This window comes from Pseudomonas sp. MAG733B, assembly GCF_036884845.1.
Classification (GTDB): Bacteria; Pseudomonadota; Gammaproteobacteria; order Pseudomonadales; family Pseudomonadaceae; genus Aquipseudomonas.
Genome location: NZ_CP145732.1, coordinates 5,944,851 through 5,959,235, shown reverse-complemented (window position 1 = coordinate 5,959,235; position 14,385 = coordinate 5,944,851). Strand labels below are relative to the sequence as shown.

The 14,385-nt window shown below is 60.0% G+C and carries 13 protein-coding genes; 5 read left to right on the top strand and 8 right to left on the bottom strand.

The genetic code is table 11. From position 1 onward, the window contains the following. Positions 1–11: 11 nt before the first annotated feature. The 4 genes from V6Z53_RS27280 to V6Z53_RS27265 form a co-directional block, all read right to left on the bottom strand. Positions 12–1,076 carry an imelysin family protein gene (locus tag V6Z53_RS27280; protein WP_338582733.1) on the bottom strand — a complete coding sequence of 355 codons (1,065 nt, stop codon included), beginning with the start codon at positions 1,074–1,076 and terminating at the stop codon, positions 12–14. Positions 1,077–1,103: 27 nt separating this feature from the next. Further along, on the bottom strand, positions 1,104–2,531 hold the full coding sequence (locus tag V6Z53_RS27275; protein ID WP_338582731.1) for a di-heme oxidoredictase family protein: 1,428 nt from the start codon (positions 2,529–2,531) through the stop codon (positions 1,104–1,106). A gap of 248 nt (positions 2,532–2,779) precedes the next feature. Further along, positions 2,780–4,135: an imelysin family protein gene (locus tag V6Z53_RS27270; RefSeq protein ID WP_338582729.1), complete on the bottom strand. Its 1,356-nt coding sequence runs from the start codon at positions 4,133–4,135 to the stop codon at positions 2,780–2,782. A 243-nt stretch (positions 4,136–4,378) separates the two neighbouring features. Beyond that, positions 4,379–6,430 (bottom strand): EAL domain-containing protein, encoded by a 2,052-nt coding sequence (locus tag V6Z53_RS27265; RefSeq protein WP_338582727.1) that lies wholly within the window; start codon positions 6,428–6,430, stop codon positions 4,379–4,381. 259 nt (positions 6,431–6,689) lie between these two features. On the opposite strand from V6Z53_RS27265, the gene V6Z53_RS27260 reads away from it, so the two are divergent. Then, a complete protein-coding gene (locus tag V6Z53_RS27260; protein ID WP_338582726.1) occupies positions 6,690–6,923 on the top strand; it encodes a hypothetical protein in 234 nt (77 codons plus the stop codon). Here V6Z53_RS27260 and V6Z53_RS27255 read toward each other — a convergent pair. The 3 genes from V6Z53_RS27255 to V6Z53_RS27245 all read right to left on the bottom strand — a co-directional run bounded on the left by V6Z53_RS27255 (position 6,913) and on the right by V6Z53_RS27245 (position 8,696). Then, the gene (locus tag V6Z53_RS27255) at positions 6,913–7,509 is read right to left on the bottom strand and encodes a Fe-Mn family superoxide dismutase (RefSeq protein ID WP_008022038.1); all 597 of its coding nucleotides are present in this window, start codon (positions 7,507–7,509) and stop codon (positions 6,913–6,915) included. The genes V6Z53_RS27260 and V6Z53_RS27255 overlap by 11 nt on opposite strands. A gap of 176 nt (positions 7,510–7,685) precedes the next feature. Beyond that, entirely contained in the window at positions 7,686–8,288 is a 603-nt protein-coding gene (locus V6Z53_RS27250) for a LysE/ArgO family amino acid transporter (protein WP_338582724.1), read from the bottom strand. A 6-nt stretch (positions 8,289–8,294) separates the two neighbouring features. Further along, positions 8,295–8,696: an ACT domain-containing protein gene (locus V6Z53_RS27245; protein ID WP_338582722.1), complete on the bottom strand. Its 402-nt coding sequence runs from the start codon at positions 8,694–8,696 to the stop codon at positions 8,295–8,297. A 96-nt stretch (positions 8,697–8,792) separates the two neighbouring features. On the opposite strand from V6Z53_RS27245, the gene V6Z53_RS27240 reads away from it, so the two are divergent. The 4 genes from V6Z53_RS27240 (at position 8,793) to V6Z53_RS27225 (ending at position 12,723) form a co-directional block, all read left to right on the top strand. Next, on the top strand, positions 8,793–9,692 hold the full coding sequence (locus V6Z53_RS27240; protein WP_338582720.1) for a LysR family transcriptional regulator ArgP: 900 nt from the start codon (positions 8,793–8,795) through the stop codon (positions 9,690–9,692). A gap of 93 nt (positions 9,693–9,785) precedes the next feature. After that, positions 9,786–10,784, top strand: coding sequence for an NAD(P)-dependent oxidoreductase (locus V6Z53_RS27235; protein ID WP_338582718.1), 999 nt, complete (start codon positions 9,786–9,788; stop codon positions 10,782–10,784). 91 nt (positions 10,785–10,875) lie between these two features. Continuing rightward, entirely contained in the window at positions 10,876–11,751 is an 876-nt protein-coding gene (locus V6Z53_RS27230; RefSeq protein WP_338582717.1) for an ATPase, read from the top strand. Positions 11,752–11,874: 123 nt separating this feature from the next. Beyond that, on the top strand, positions 11,875–12,723 hold the full coding sequence (locus V6Z53_RS27225) for a cache domain-containing protein (RefSeq protein WP_338582716.1): 849 nt from the start codon (positions 11,875–11,877) through the stop codon (positions 12,721–12,723). Between the two features lie 135 nt (positions 12,724–12,858). Here the strand turns inward: V6Z53_RS27225 and V6Z53_RS27220 are convergent, their stop codons facing one another. After that, positions 12,859–14,376 (bottom strand): MDR family MFS transporter, encoded by a 1,518-nt coding sequence (locus V6Z53_RS27220; RefSeq protein ID WP_338582715.1) that lies wholly within the window; start codon positions 14,374–14,376, stop codon positions 12,859–12,861. Between the last annotated feature and the right edge of the window lie 9 nt (positions 14,377–14,385).

The following is a 14,385-nucleotide window of genomic DNA, read 5'->3' as shown; positions in this document are numbered from 1 at the left end:
ACTCGCCCTCATCAGTCACCGTCGTTGGCGTTGAAGCCCAGTTGGATGCCCAGCGCCTTGGCCAGTTCGCCTTCGTGCAGGCGGTGGACGACGTTGAGGCTGTCGTAGATATCGTTCAGTTGCTGGCGACCGGCGTCGTCATTGAGCATTTCGGTCAGCGAGCGCTGGTTGCTGGCGAACAGTTTCAACGAGGCGGCGTAGGCGGCGTCGATCTTGTCGGCCAACGGCTTTTGCTCGCTCGGCAACAGGCCGCGAATGCCTTTGTTGTCGACACCTTCCCACACGGTTTTGGCCGCGGCGAGACTGGCTTCCATCCCGGCCAGGGACGACTGGCTGCGCCATGCGTCGGCCTGGAACGGTTGCGGAACGCCCTTGGTCTGGCGGCCCATCGGCGTGCCGAGTTTTTTCTTCAGGCTGTCGAGGGCAGTAACTTGCACGCGCAGCAAATCGGCGATCGCTTCGTGGGAGTCGGCGTAACGCTGGTTCGGGAATTTGCTCATTTGCGCGAGCATGCCGTCGGTGTTGTTCCAGCTTTTCAGAATCTCTTCGGCCAGTTGCTTCTGACGTTCACCAATGGCGACCAGCAGTGGGCAGTACTTGGCCTTTTGCTCGGCGTTGGCCACGTCAGGCTTGCTGTCGAACAGGATGTATTCGTAGGCCGACAGACCCTGGACCACAACGCTGGACTTGGCCAGCGCGGCGGCGTCAATCTGTGGCTGCGCCGTGACCAATTGTTCGACCTGGCGGCCGACGAGGTTTTTCTTGTCCGGCCAGAATTGCACTTGCCAGGCACGGTTGCCCTCGGCCAGCGGCCCGATCAGCAACGGTTGCAGCTCGGCCCAGGCTTTTTGCGCGTGCAGGAAGTCGGCACGGGCGGTGTCCAGGGTCTCCTTGCCTTCGCAATAGGCGAGGGCGCTGACGGCCAGTTGGCGGTCGGCTTCAACCCAGCGGGTGTAGGTCGGCAGAATCACCGATTTGGCGATTGCTGCCGAAGTGACGGCCTGCGGGTCCTGTGGCGAACAGGCGCCCAGGGCTAGCGCGGCAAGGCTGGTGAACAACAATTTGGGACGGAACATGTCGGGCTCCCGCAAGTGGAATGCGTGTTAAAGGGAATTCAGGAACGCCAGCAACGCAGCGCGCTGCTCGGCATTGAAAGTCAAAACCTGTTGCTGTGCCGCTTGCGCTTCGCCGCCATGCCAGAGCACGGCTTCGAGCAGGTTGCGGGCACGGCCGTCGTGCAGGAACTGGGTGTGGCCACTGACCGATTCGGTCAAACCGATGCCCCACAACGGCGGAGTGCGCCAGTCGCGGCCACCGGCCTGGAATTCAGTGCGGTTGTCGGCCAGGCCGTCGCCCATGTCGTGCAGCAGCAAATCGCTGTACGGGCGAATCTCTTGACTGGCCAGTTCAGGTTCGGCGGCGTTGGCGGCGGTGGTGTATTTCGGCGTGTGACAGGACTGGCAACCGGCCTGATAAAACAGATTTTTGCCGGCCAGCACTTCAGGCGTGCCGACATCGCGACGCGCAGGTACGGCGAGGTTGCGAGTGTAGAACAGCACCAGACGCAGGATGTTGTCGCTGACTTCCGGCTCGCCATCGGGGCCGTTACCAGTCGGCGCCTGTTTGCAGGCGGTTTGTGTATCGGTGCAGTCATCAAAGGGTCTCAGGCTGGTGGTGAGGCCCATGTCACCCGAAAACGCGTGAACATTTTGTTGGTTGAGGTTCGGTTGCCCGGCCTTCCAGCCAAATCGTCCCACAACAGTCTTTTGCTGAGCATCGTCCCAGACCCGGTTCGGGCGTCCGGCGATGCCGTTGTTGTCCTTTGCCTGCGCTTGGGCATTGGCCAGGATCGCCTCTTCCGGAATGGCTTCCAGCAAACCCAGGCCGATCATCGGCGGTGCTACCCGTGCAGAGAAACGCGTGTCGGGATGCATCGGGCCGTAGCCCAATTGGGTGATGTTCAAGCTCGGTTTGCGCAGTTCGACTTCGGTGCCGTCCTTGAAACGCATCTTTATCGGTGTGTATTCAACCCGCACTTTGCCTTCCGGGACAACACCGGGCACGGCCATGTCCTGGAACTGTCCGCCGTACACCGGCTCCGGCACAACGCCCTGCTGCTCGATGATTTTTGCGTAGAGCGGATCATCGGGGATCGACAGGCGCACCAGCATCGATACCGCATTCGAGTCATTGGGCTCGGGCGGATGGCCGCGGCCGTCCTTGATGTGGCAACCCTGGCACGCATTGGTGTTGAACAGCGGACCGAGGCCGTCACGGGCGGTGGTGGTCGACGGGGCGATCACCCAGGGATTGCGGAAGAAGCTGTTGCCGACGCTGAAGTCCACACGCCGCGAGGGTGGCAGGTTGGCCGAGGGCAACGAAAACGCATTTTGATCGGTCTTGCGCACGGTTGTACTTCCCCCGGAGCGGGCTTCTCCGGGTTCTGCCTTGGTAAAACGCGGGGCGTCATCGCAGGCACTCAGGCCCAGGGCCAGAAACAGTGCGGACAAGCGAAGAGGCAGCGAGGGCATCAGACATCCTGCAAGACGAGCAAAATAAAGGCGCAAAGTCTAACAGGGCAGGGGGTTTTGAATAAGAGGAATTATCGTTTGCTTTATTTGTAGGAGCCGAGCTTGCTCGCGATGGCGTCGGGTCAGGCAGCATCGATGTTGAATGTGCTACCGCTATCGCGAGCAAGCTCAGCTCCTACAGGGGGATGTGTTGTGGCAGTTATAAAAAAGGCGACCCGAAGGTCGCCTTTTTAGTCAGTCAGCGTTGATCAGAACTCGTGATCAGCGTTGTCCGGGTTCAGGTCGGCGATGCCCAGTTTGCCAGCGGCGGCTTCGATCGAACCGGTCTGCTTGACCAGCGAAGCGATGGCGTCACGGACGATCTGGTTGCCAGCGGTGTTGCCGGCAGCGATCAGCTGGTCGTAGTGCTCACCCTTGTTGGCGTGATCAACGATGACCTGCATCTTGGCTTCGGTAGCAGCCAGGTCGGCTTTCAGTGCAGTGTCGGCAGCCGGATCAACCTTGGCCACCAGGGACGACAGGCTGGCGCCGGTCATTTTGGTGCCGTCGACGCGGGTGTATTCGCCCAGGTACACGTTACGAACGCCTTTGGCATCGTAGAACTGCGAGTTGTGGGTGTTGTCGCTGAAGCAATCGTGTTCGTCTTCCGGGGAGTTGGCTTCCAGGGAAACCTTCATGCGCTCGCCCGCCAGTTCGCCCAGGGACAGGCTGCCCATGCCGAACAGCATTTTGCGCAGGCCGCTTTCAGCCGGCTCGGCCTCCAGGGTGGCGCGGTAGTTGTCGGCCACGTTCGGCTTCCAGTTACCGACCATTTCTTCCAGGTCGCTGACCAGCAGCTGGGTCACGGATTTCAGGTAAGCGCGACGGCGATCGTTGTGACCGCCGGTGGCGCCTTTGCCTTCCAGGTAGTCCGAAGCCGGACGGTTGCCGGCGCCAGGGCCGGTGCCGTTCAGATCCTGGCCCCAGAGCAGGAATTCGATGGCGTGGTAGCCGGTGGCGACGTTGGCCTCGGAACCGCCCAACTCGTTCAGGCTGGCGAGTTTTTCCGGGGTGATGTCCTTCACGTCGACCTTGTCTTCGCCGACCTGGATTTCAGTGTTGGCGATGATGTTGGCGGTGGCGCCCGGGTTACCCAGTGCGTGCTCGTAGGATTTGTCGACGTAGTCGATCAGGCCTTCGTCCAGTGGCCAGGCGTTCACCTGACCTTCCCAATCATCGATGATGGTGTTGCCGAAGCGGAATACTTCACTCTGCAGGTAAGGAACGCGGGCAGCGATCCAGGCAGCCTTGGCTGCTTTCAGGGTGTCGGCGTTCGGCTTGGCGAGGAAAGCGTCGACGGCAGTTTGCAGGGTTTTCGCGGTGGATTCGGCATCGCTGTAAACAGCGAAAACGATGTCGGCGTAATGCGCGACAACGGCTTTGGCGGCAGCTTCGTCGACTTTACCGGCAGCGGCAGGTGCGGCGGCTGGAGTAGCCGGGGCAGCAGCGGTGCTGGCAGCCGGCGCAGGAGCGGCAGCTTTTTCTTTGTCTTTGCCTTCACCACAGCCGGCGAGGGAAATAGCGATGGCCAACAGACTGGCGGTAGCCAGAGGCATACGAATCATGGCGAACATCCTGCTTCGAGAGGGGGTGGAATGGCGCTTGCAGCGCGCAAAACTGCCACATAATGCAAATCTTTCGCATTATGTGTAAAGGGTTGTGCTTGGAAATATTTCTTATTCACGAAAGAGCACGCTTCACCCTGTAGGAGCGAGCCTGCTCGCGATGGACGTCAACGATAACGCGTGCAGTCTGAATGAACGCGGCGCCTCGACGTCCATCGCGAGCAGGCTCGCTCCCACAGGGGATCACAAAATAGCCGCGTTACTGCGCTGGGCTTGCTTCAGATAGGCACCCAATTCCCGGGCCGGCAGCGGTTTGCTGTAGTGATAACCCTGACCTTCGTGGCAGCCTTCGGAAATGATGTAGGCCTCCTGCTCGGCGGTTTCCACGCCTTCGGCGATCACCTGCATGCCCAGGCTCTTGCCCAACTGGATGATGGCGCGAACGATGGTCGCGTCGTCGTCGTCATCGAGCAGGTCCTGAACGAAGCTCTTGTCGATCTTGATCTTGTCCAGCGGCAGGCTTTTCAGATAGCTCAGGGACGAGTAGCCCGTACCGAAGTCGTCGATCGCGATCAGGGCGCCGGAGCGCCGCAGGCTGAGCAAATGCTGGGCGGCGGTGCTGATGTCTTCCATCAGGCCGGTCTCGGTGACTTCCAGTTCCAGGCTGCGCGGTGGCAGGCGATACATTTGCAGCAGGTTGTTGACCACCCTTGGCAACTCGGCGTGGTGCAGTTGCACGGTGGACAGGTTCACCGCCATGCGCAGGTCGCTGAAACCCTGGTCGTGCCAGTCGCGCAACTGTTTGCAGGCCTGATCCAGCACCCACTCGCCAATGGCAATGATGGTGCCGTTCTGCTCGGCCAGCGGGATGAACAGGTCCGGCGGAACCAGCCCGTGTTCCGGGTGTTGCCAGCGAATCAACGCCTCCACGCCGACCACCCGGTGATCGCGGTAGCTGATTTGCGGTTGGTAGACCAGATAGAACTGCTCGCGGGCCAGGGCGTCGCGCAGGTCTTTTTCCAGCTCGCGACGGCGGCGCATCTCGGTGTCGACGCTGGCGATGTAGAACTGATAACGGTTGCGCGAGCGCGTCTTGGCCAGGGTCATGGTCTGCTCGGCTTTTTGCAGTAGCTTCTCAGTGCTGTCGCCATCCTCGGGGAACAGGGTGATGCCGATGGTGGCGCGCAGGCGGATTTCCTGATGATCGAGGGCAAACGCCGCTTCCAGGTCATCGAGAATGCTTTGGGCCAGTTCGGCGGCTTCGTAGGGTTGTTCGATATCGGCCTGCACCAGGGCGAACTGGTCGCCGCCGAGGCGGGCGAGGGCACCAAGCCGTCCGCTGTGTGCTCGCAGGCGATCGGCCAGGGCCAGCAGCAACTGGTCGCCGGTCTGGTAGCTGAATTGTTCGTTGATGCCCTTGAAGTCATCGAGGCCTACGCACAATACCGCGACCCGTCGTTGCAGTTTTCCAGCGTCGACGAGGATCTTGTCCAGCTGCGTTTGCAACTGCTGGCGGTTCGGCAGGCCGGTGAGGAAATCGTACTGGGCCATGCGCAACAGGCTGTTTTCCGCTTCGTGGCGCAAATGGGTGTTGCGCTCGATGGACTCCAGCAACTGGTTGGCGGTGTTGATCCAGATCCCCAGTTCGTTTTTCTCGTGGCCCTTGAGCTGCGGAATCTTGTGTTCGCTGGGGCGGTCCGGATTGATTTCGGTCAGGTGCTCGATGATCCGCGACAGCGGTTTGGTCAGCAGCCAGTGATAGACCAGATACAGCACGAGCCCCATCGCCAAAGCGCGCAAAACGCCGGAAATGAAGATGATCACCGAACTGACGATAAAGCCCTGGCCGTAAGTCGCTGTGTCGAGGGTGATGCTCAAGTCACCGTAATACTCGCTGTAAGGCCCGCGACCGACCAATTGGGTGGTGAAGGTGCGTTCCTTGCCAAGGATCAGGTCGGTCAGCCAGCGACTGCTGGAGTGCTGCAGCTCACGGGATTTCTGCGCGAGCATGGCTTCATTGGGGTGGCCGATGGAGGCCTGACGCACGGCGTCGTCCTGAAACAGGCCTTCGATCACCTGCATGCCCATTTCCCGGTCCAGGCTGTAGACGGCCTGGGTCGAAGGGTCGCGGAACATGTCGAGGATGCGTTCGGCATCACCGGCGACGGCCTGGCGTGTTTTATAGGCATCGAAAACGATCTGCGCGCAGCTCAAGACCACGCCGACGATCAATGCCGACAGGAGCACGACCCGGAGCAACTTCACCGACAAGCTGTTCTTGAGTTCCAGCTTCAAAGGGCTATTCCTTGTTCCGTGCGGGTAGCATCAAGTTGCCATGAGTATTGGCAATCCCGTGATGGCAGTCAAAGGGTCAATCATCCATGCGGGATTTTGCCTGCAGCTTGGCCGATATGCAGTTTTTGCGTATTGCTCCGATTAGTACTGTGTCGGTTGTCGAGTCCTTCAACTTGAGGGGGGATGGGGAGATATTTTCCTTTTGATAGATGTTAGACGGCTGTGGCGCGGGGGCAAGGGGGGGAAGGCTGGTTTCATCGTGGGAAATTGGCGTGGTTTTGCGGATGTATATGATTTGTCTGTAGGAGCAAGGCTTGCCCGCGATGACGACCTGACAGCCGACCTGATTTCTGCAGATGCACCCAATCCAACTGTGGGAGCCAGCCTGCTGGCGATGACGGCCTCCAGGACACCGCATATCCTGAAAATCATCCCCCATAAAAAAACCCGGCATAAGCCGGGTTTTTTGACCGGCATCGAGCTTAAGCGGTGAAGGTTTTGCCTTCGAACTGCTCAGCCACGAATTTCCAGTTGACCAGGTTCCAGAACGCTTCAACGTACTTCGGACGCAGGTTGCGGTAGTCGATGTAGTAAGCGTGTTCCCAGACGTCGCAGGTCAGCAGCGGGGTGTCGCCGTTGGTCAGCGGGTTGCCGGCGCCGATGGTGCTGGCCAGGGCCAGGGAACCGTCAGCCTTTTTAACCAGCCAGCCCCAACCGGAACCGAAGGTGCCGATGGAAGTCTTGCTGAACTCTTCCTTGAACTTGTCGAACGAACCGAAGGCTGCGTTGATGGCTTCAGCCAGTGCGCCGGTTGGTTGACCGCCGGCGTTTGGAGCCAGGCAGTTCCAGTAGAAAGTGTGGTTCCAGACCTGAGCGGCGTTGTTGAAGATGCCGCCCGAGGAAGTCTTGACGATTTCTTCCAGGGTCTTGCCTTCGAACTCGGTGCCTGGCACCAGGTTGTTCAGGTTCACGACGTAGGTGTTGTGGTGCTTGTCGTGGTGAAATTCCAGAGTTTCCTTGGAAATGTGCGGCTGCAGAGCATCGTGTGCGTAAGGCAGTGGCGGCAATTCGAAAGCCATGGTGGATCTCCTAATCAGGTCAGGTGCGGTGAGCGCAAGGCCGATCACGGGCGGCCAGACAAGCGCCGGGGAGTTTTATACTCTTTGCGGCGCAGGGTCGGATCATAGCACCGGGGGTGCGGCATAACCACGCAACAACTGTGTGGAATAGAGGTTCCAGAGCCTTTTGGAATAAATCAGCCGGCGCTGATTAACTGGAACGCTACCGCGAACATCATCACTGCCACCAACAGATCAAGAATGCGCCAAGTACTCGGCCGCGCCAGCCATGGCGCCAACCACGCGGCGCCCAACGCCAATGTGAAAAACCACAGCAACGAGGCACTCGCCGCGCCCACGACGTAGGCGCCGGGCTCGGTCTGTTGCGCACCCAGGGAGCCGATCAGCAACACGGTGTCCAGATAAACGTGCGGATTGAGCAGCGTCACCGCCAAAGCGCTGAGCATCACTGCCCGCAACGAGCGCACGGTCTGGTTTTCGCCTTGTTGCAGGCTCTGCTTCGAGAAGGCACGACGCAGTGCCTGACTGCCGTACCACAGCAGAAACGCTGCACCACCCCAACGGGCGATGGCCAGCAAAGTCGGGTTTTGCGCCAACACCGTCGCCAACCCGAATACCCCGGCCGCCACCAGCAACGCGTCGCAAGCTACGCACAGCGCCGCGACCGGCAAGTGATGTTCCCGACGCAGGCTCTGCGCCAGTACAAATGCATTTTGAGTACCGATCGCCATGATCAGGCCGAACGCTACCAACAGGCCGTTCATATAGCTTTGCCACATGATTTTTTACTCCGCGTTGGCTGCCAGATCCCGCAGCACTTGCATGGCGCGTTCGGCATCGGCCTGGCCGACGAATAGATGGTCGTGGTAGTAACCGGCGATCACGTTGCAGCTGATACCGGCCTTGCCCAGCGCCGTGGCGAACGCGGCGGTCAGGCCGACGGCTTCGAGGGCCGAGTGCACGTTCAAGGTGATCCAGGCCGCGACGTAGTCGAAGCTGAAACCTGCCTGTTCGGCGTGGGAACGTTCGAGAATGACGGTCAGACCTTCCTGCTCGCGGAAGCTGCCGACAACCTCAAGGCCTGCGGGCAACTTGCCGTCGCGCAGGGTGCAGAACACGTATTCGCCGGCGTTGAGTTGCGGGCTCATGCTGCGCAGCAGCGTTGCCAATGAAGTTTCGCCAGCCATGTCGGTATTTCCTGTTCAAGAGTTCTTGCTGGTCATTCTCGGGCAGGACGTAGTATAAGAAAAACCAATATTACTGATCGCTCATTAGGAAAACTGATGTTCGACTATAAATTGCTTTCTGCCTTGGCCGCGGTGGTCGAGCAGGCCGGTTTTGAACGGGCGGCCCAGGTCTTGGGTTTGTCGCAATCGGCGATTTCCCAACGCATCAAGTTGCTCGAAGCACGCGTCGGCCAACCCGTGTTGGTGCGGGCAACGCCGCCGTCTCCGACCGAGATCGGCCGGCGTTTGCTCAACCATGTGCAGCAGGTCCGTTTGCTTGAGCGTGATTTGCAAAGCCTGGTGCCGGCACTGGACGAAGAAGGCCTGCCGGAGCGTTTGCGGATCGCCTTGAATGCCGACAGCCTCGCCACTTGGTGGGCGCAGGCCGTGGGGGATTTTTGCGCGCAACAACATGTGCTGCTGGATTTGATCGTGGAAGACCAGACGGTCGGCCTCAAGCGCATGCGTGCCGGTGAGGTGGCGGGGTGTCTGTGTGCCAGTGAGCGGCCGGTGGCCGGTGCGCGAAGTGTTTTGCTCGGGGCGATGCGCTATCGAGCCTTGGCCAGTCCGGCCTTCATTGCCCGGCATTTTCCAGGAGGTGTGCGCGCCGATCAGTTGGCCCGAACCCCGGCGTTGGTGTTCGGCCCGGACGATTTCCTACAACATCGGTATCTTGCGTCCCTCGGCGTCGATGGCGGATTCGAGCATCATCTATGTCCCTCGTCTGAAGGCTTTATCCGTTTGACCGAAGCGGGTCTCGGTTGGGGGCTGGTGCCGGAACTGCAGGTTCGCGAACAACTGGAGCGCGGCGTTTTGCTGGAGCTTTTGCCAGATAAGCCGATCGATGTGCCGCTGTACTGGCATCATTGGCGTAATGGCGGTCAGTTGTTGGGGTTGCTGACCGATCAGTTGGTGCGGGCATCGAAGCAATGGCTGGTGCCCTGGAAGCAGCCTTAAGCGTCAAGCTGCAAGCCGCAAGTGAAGCGCTTGCAGACCGTTTTTAACTTGCAGCTTGAAGCTTGAGGCTTGCAACTGCATTTGGAGCAATACATGAAGATTCTGGTCACCGGCGCAAGCGGCTTCATCGGCGGGCGCTTTGCGCGTTTCGCCCTGGAGCAAGGCCTGGACGTGCGGGTCAACGGTCGCCGGGCCGAAGGTGTGGAGCATCTGGTACGGCGTGGCGCCGAGTTCGTTCAGGGCGACTTGAGTGACCCGGAACTTGCCCGAGAGCTGTGCTCCGAGGTTGAGGCCGTGGTGCATTGCGCCGGCGCCGTCGGTTTGTGGGGGCGTTATCAGGACTTTCATCAAGGCAACGTGCAGGTCACCGAAAATGTGGTCGAGGCCTGCCTGAAACAGCGGGTGCGGCGTCTGGTGCACTTGTCGTCGCCATCGATCTACTTCGATGGTCGCGATCACCTGGGTTTGACCGAAGAACAGGTGCCCAAGCGCTTCAAGCACCCTTACGCCGCGACCAAATACCTGGCGGAGCAAAAAGTCTTCGGCGCCCAGGAGTTCGGTTTGGAAACCCTGGCCCTGCGCCCGCGTTTCGTCACCGGTGCCGGTGACATGAGCATCTTCCCGCGTCTGCTGAAAATGCAGCGCAAGGGACGCCTGGCCATCATCGGCAACGGTCTCAACGTGGCCGATTTCACCAGCGTGCAGAACCTCAATGAAGCGTTGCTCAGCAGTTTGCTGGCCAGCGGTTCGGCGTTGGGCAAGGTGTACAACATCAGCAACGGAGCGCCGGTGCCGTTGTGGGACGTGGTCAATTACGTCATGCGCAAAATGGAAGTCCCACAGGTTACGCGCTACCGTTCCTACGGTTTGGCCTACAGCGTTGCGGCGCTCAACGAAGGCGTGTGCAAGGTGTGGCCGGGCCGCCCCGAACCGACTCTGTCGCGGCTGGGCATGCAGGTAATGAACAAAAATTTCACCCTGGACATCAGCCGCGCCCGGCATTATCTGGATTACGATCCGAAAGTCAGTCTGTGGACGGCCCTCGATGAGTTCTGCGGCTGGTGGAAGGCTCAGGACATCCGCGCACACTGAACCCGCTACGGGGTTGAGGGTCAATCGGTGCGGCAGTCGGGTTTATACTCGCCGCATCCAGCCATTACCGCGTTTCACAAAGGTTGACTCAATGTCCATGCGTAACGATGCCAACGACGACTTCGACGATGTACCGAGCCTGCGTGCAGACATCCTCGACGACGATGATTTTCCGCCGACCTCTCGCACCGCGGTGCATTCGCGCACGCCGCCGGTGACCAAGGTCAAGGCGGCGAGCACCGGTCCGTTGTGGGCGCTGGTCGGGGCGCTGTTTTTTGCTTTCGCGGGCCTGGCCTGGTGGAGCTTTCAGCAGATTTCGCTGATGGAACAGCAACTGGTGGCGACCCAGGAAAGTTTCGCGCGCATCAGTGAGGAAGCGGCGGGGCGCTTGCAGGATATTTCCGGCAAGGTTGTCGCCAGCCAGACCAACGTCACCAGCGACAGTGAAGCCTTGAAGATGCAAATCAAGCAGCTGGAAAGCAAGCTGCAGGACCAGAGCAAGCAGCAGCAAGGCGTGGTTGGTCAGACTTCTGACCTGGATAAACGTCTGGCGCAGATGACCGCGCAAACCACCGATCTGGACAAGCGCCTGGCGCAAGTCACTGCCCAGAGCACTGAGCACCAAACGGTGAACACGCAATTGCAGGCCCAGGTCAAAGTCTTGATCGGCGATGTGGCTGCGCTGAAAAGTGCCCCGGCAGACACTGAAAAGTTCGACGCTCAGCTGAAAAGCCTCGGCGCCGACATCACCGCTTTGAAGAAGCAAGGCAACCCGAGCGCCGCCATCGAGCGCTTGGAACAGGACATCGTCGTGCTCAAAAGCGAGCAGGACAATCGCCCGGCGCCTGTCCAGGGCTCGGCCAATACCGCTGAGTTCGACGCTTTCCGCGGCCAGGTCACCCGCAACATCAACACCCTTCAGGCGCAGATCCAGAACTTGCAACAGCAGCTGCGCGCCCGGCAGTAAGCCCGGAATCATTCCCGGATTCGCCGGGAATGATTTCCTTACACACTGCGATTCGCTGAATATCCATACATGCCCCATTGCCGTCTACGCTCTTGAAACATCAACAAGAACGAGGGATGCGCAATGGGGTTTCTGCATAAGTTCGCCGTGCTGTGCGTCATTTTTGCGCTGGGCCTGAGCCAAGTGCATGCGGCCGGAACAGAAAAGGACGACAGCAAGGCCGCCATCGCCTTGCTGGAAAAAGCCTTGGCCTACTACCACGACAATGGCGACAAGGCCTTCGCTGCCTTCAGTCGTCAGGGCGAGTTCGTCGACAAGGACCGCTATGTCTTTGTCCTCGACACCAAAGGCGTAATGCTCGCCAGCGGCGGGCCGTCATCGGCATTGATTGGTCGGGACGTGTCGGAAACCCTCGGCCCGGAATTGCAGAAAGCCTTCAAGGATGCCCTGAAAGTGCCGGAGGGCAATGGCATCCAGCAGGCGGAATACCGCTGGCAGAACTGGGCTGACGGCAAGGTCGAGCGCAAGCATGTGTTCTATCAGCGAGTCGGCCAGCGGATTCTCGCAGTCGGTTATTACCTGCCACGGGCATCGGCGGAACAGGCCATGGCCTTGCTGAACAAAGCGGCGACCGACCTGGCCAAGGACGAGAAGGGCACGCTGACGGCGATCAACTCGCTCAAGGGCGGTTATTTGCAGGATGACCTGTATGTGTTTGTCGTCGATCTGGATACCCAGCGTTATGTGGCCCACGGCACCAATTTGCGCTTGATCAATACTGATTTCAGCAAGATCAAGGACCCAGAGGGCAAACCGGTGGGTGAGCCGATGCTGGCGTTGATGGCCAAGCAGGATTATGGCGAGTACGAATATCGCTGGAAGAACCCGGTGACCGGCAAGGTCGAGGACAAGCATGCGTACCTGAAGAAGGTTGGGCATTTTCTGGTGGCTGTCGGGTATTACAGCCCTTGAATTTGTTTGACCGTTAAACCGCTATCGCGAGCAAGCTCGCTCCCACACTGGATCTCCAGTGAGTTGAAGATTTTGTGTACACCAGAGATCACTGTGGGAGCGAGCTTGCTCGCGATTGAAGGCGACCCGGTCTATCTACCGAACCTTGTCTTCCCTGCCGCGCAACAACATGTTCGGCATGGCAATCGCCGCTGCAAGCCCCAACAACGACACCGCCGCACTGACCATCAGCAAATGCCGGAAGGTCAGCAGCAGCTCTGCACGCAAAGCGTCTTGCGCGTCACCCGGCGCAGCGTTCAAACCGTCCAGCAGAACATTCCCGGAATGCCCTTCGGCAATCAGCGCCGAGCCGGCCAGGTGCGCGAAGCTGGAATCCTGCAACAACGCCAGCAGCAGCGCTGACATCAACGCCACACCCACCGCGCCGCCCAGCGAGCGGAACAGGTTGGTGGTGCTGGTGGCGACGCCGATATCCCGTTGTTCCACCGAATTCTGCGTGCCCACCAACGAAGTCGGGAACTGCATGCCCGACGATATCCCGCACAGCAGCATGAACAGGCTGCTGAGCAAAAAGGCTTGGGGCGGGCTGAAGGCCATGCCGAGAATCGCGATTGGCATCAGCGCGGCGCCGGTCAGGATCATCGGTTTGTAGCGGCCGGTCACGGAAGTGCGGCGGCCGGCGAAATAAGCACCAATCGGCAAGCCCATCGCCAGTGGCAGCAAGTGCAGGGCGGCGCTGTCGGCGCCGGCACCGGTGACACTCTGAAAGCGCAGCGGCATCAGCACGATCAACGAGATCGCCTGGAAACTGGTGAAGAAAATCGTGCACCAGCACAGGATCGCGTTGCGGTTGGCGAACAAGTGCATGGGCAACAACGGCTCCCGCGCCCGTCGCTCATGTACGACGAACAGCCCCAGTACCACCACCGCACAGGCCAGCAACCCCAAGACCTCGGCGCTGCGCCATGAATGGCCCTGGCCGACCTGGGTAATGCCCAGCAACAACGCCGTCAGGCCTATGATCATCAGCAGGGTGCCGAGGTAATCGATGATCGGTTTGCGTTGCGGAATCGGCAGGCCGACCAGTGTGCGATTGGCCACCAGCCACGCGCCTAGGCCCAGCGGCAGGTTGATCAGGAATACCCAGCGCCAGGACAAGTATTCGGTCATGTAGCCGCCAAGCACCGGCCCGGCGACGCTGGCCACCGCATACATACTGCTGAAATAACCCTGATAGCGACCGCGCTCGCGTGGCGGCACGATGTCGCCGATGATCGCCTGGCTCACCGAGATCATTCCGCCGGCGCCGATGCCCTGGATAATCCGCGCCAGCACCAACTGCTCCATGCTCTGCGCCATGCCGCAGAACAACGACGCCAGCGTGAACAAACCCATGCCGAACAGCATCAACTTGCGCCGCCCGTACAAGTCGCCGAGTTTGCCGTAGATCGGCACCGCCACGGTCATCGCCACCATGTAACCGGAAATCACCCAGGCCAGCAGGCTGACGTCCTTGAATTGCGCGGAAATGGCCGGCATCGACACAGCGACGATGGTCTGGTCCAAAGCACCGAGGAAAATTGCCAGCATCAGCGCGATCAACACGCTGCGGATGGCCGGTTTGGGCGTTTCAGGCTGGTTGAGATTGGTCACGGAAGAACC

Coding starts and splice junctions, on each gene's coding strand:
- V6Z53_RS27270 (WP_338582729.1), bottom strand. CDS start 4,135: ATGATTCGTATGCCTCTGGCTACCGCCAGTCTGTTGGCCATCGCTATT.
- V6Z53_RS27235 (WP_338582718.1), top strand. CDS start 9,786: ATGAAGATTCTGGTCACCGGCGCAAGCGGCTTCATCGGCGGGCGCTTT.
- V6Z53_RS27275 (WP_338582731.1), bottom strand. CDS start 2,531: ATGCCCTCGCTGCCTCTTCGCTTGTCCGCACTGTTTCTGGCCCTGGGC.
- V6Z53_RS27255 (WP_008022038.1), bottom strand. CDS start 7,509: ATGGCTTTCGAATTGCCGCCACTGCCTTACGCACACGATGCTCTGCAG.
- V6Z53_RS27240 (WP_338582720.1), top strand. CDS start 8,793: ATGTTCGACTATAAATTGCTTTCTGCCTTGGCCGCGGTGGTCGAGCAG.
- V6Z53_RS27280 (WP_338582733.1), bottom strand. CDS start 1,076: ATGTTCCGTCCCAAATTGTTGTTCACCAGCCTTGCCGCGCTAGCCCTG.
- V6Z53_RS27245 (WP_338582722.1), bottom strand. CDS start 8,696: ATGGCTGGCGAAACTTCATTGGCAACGCTGCTGCGCAGCATGAGCCCG.
- V6Z53_RS27225 (WP_338582716.1), top strand. CDS start 11,875: ATGGGGTTTCTGCATAAGTTCGCCGTGCTGTGCGTCATTTTTGCGCTG.
- V6Z53_RS27230 (WP_338582717.1), top strand. CDS start 10,876: ATGTCCATGCGTAACGATGCCAACGACGACTTCGACGATGTACCGAGC.
- V6Z53_RS27250 (WP_338582724.1), bottom strand. CDS start 8,288: ATGTGGCAAAGCTATATGAACGGCCTGTTGGTAGCGTTCGGCCTGATC.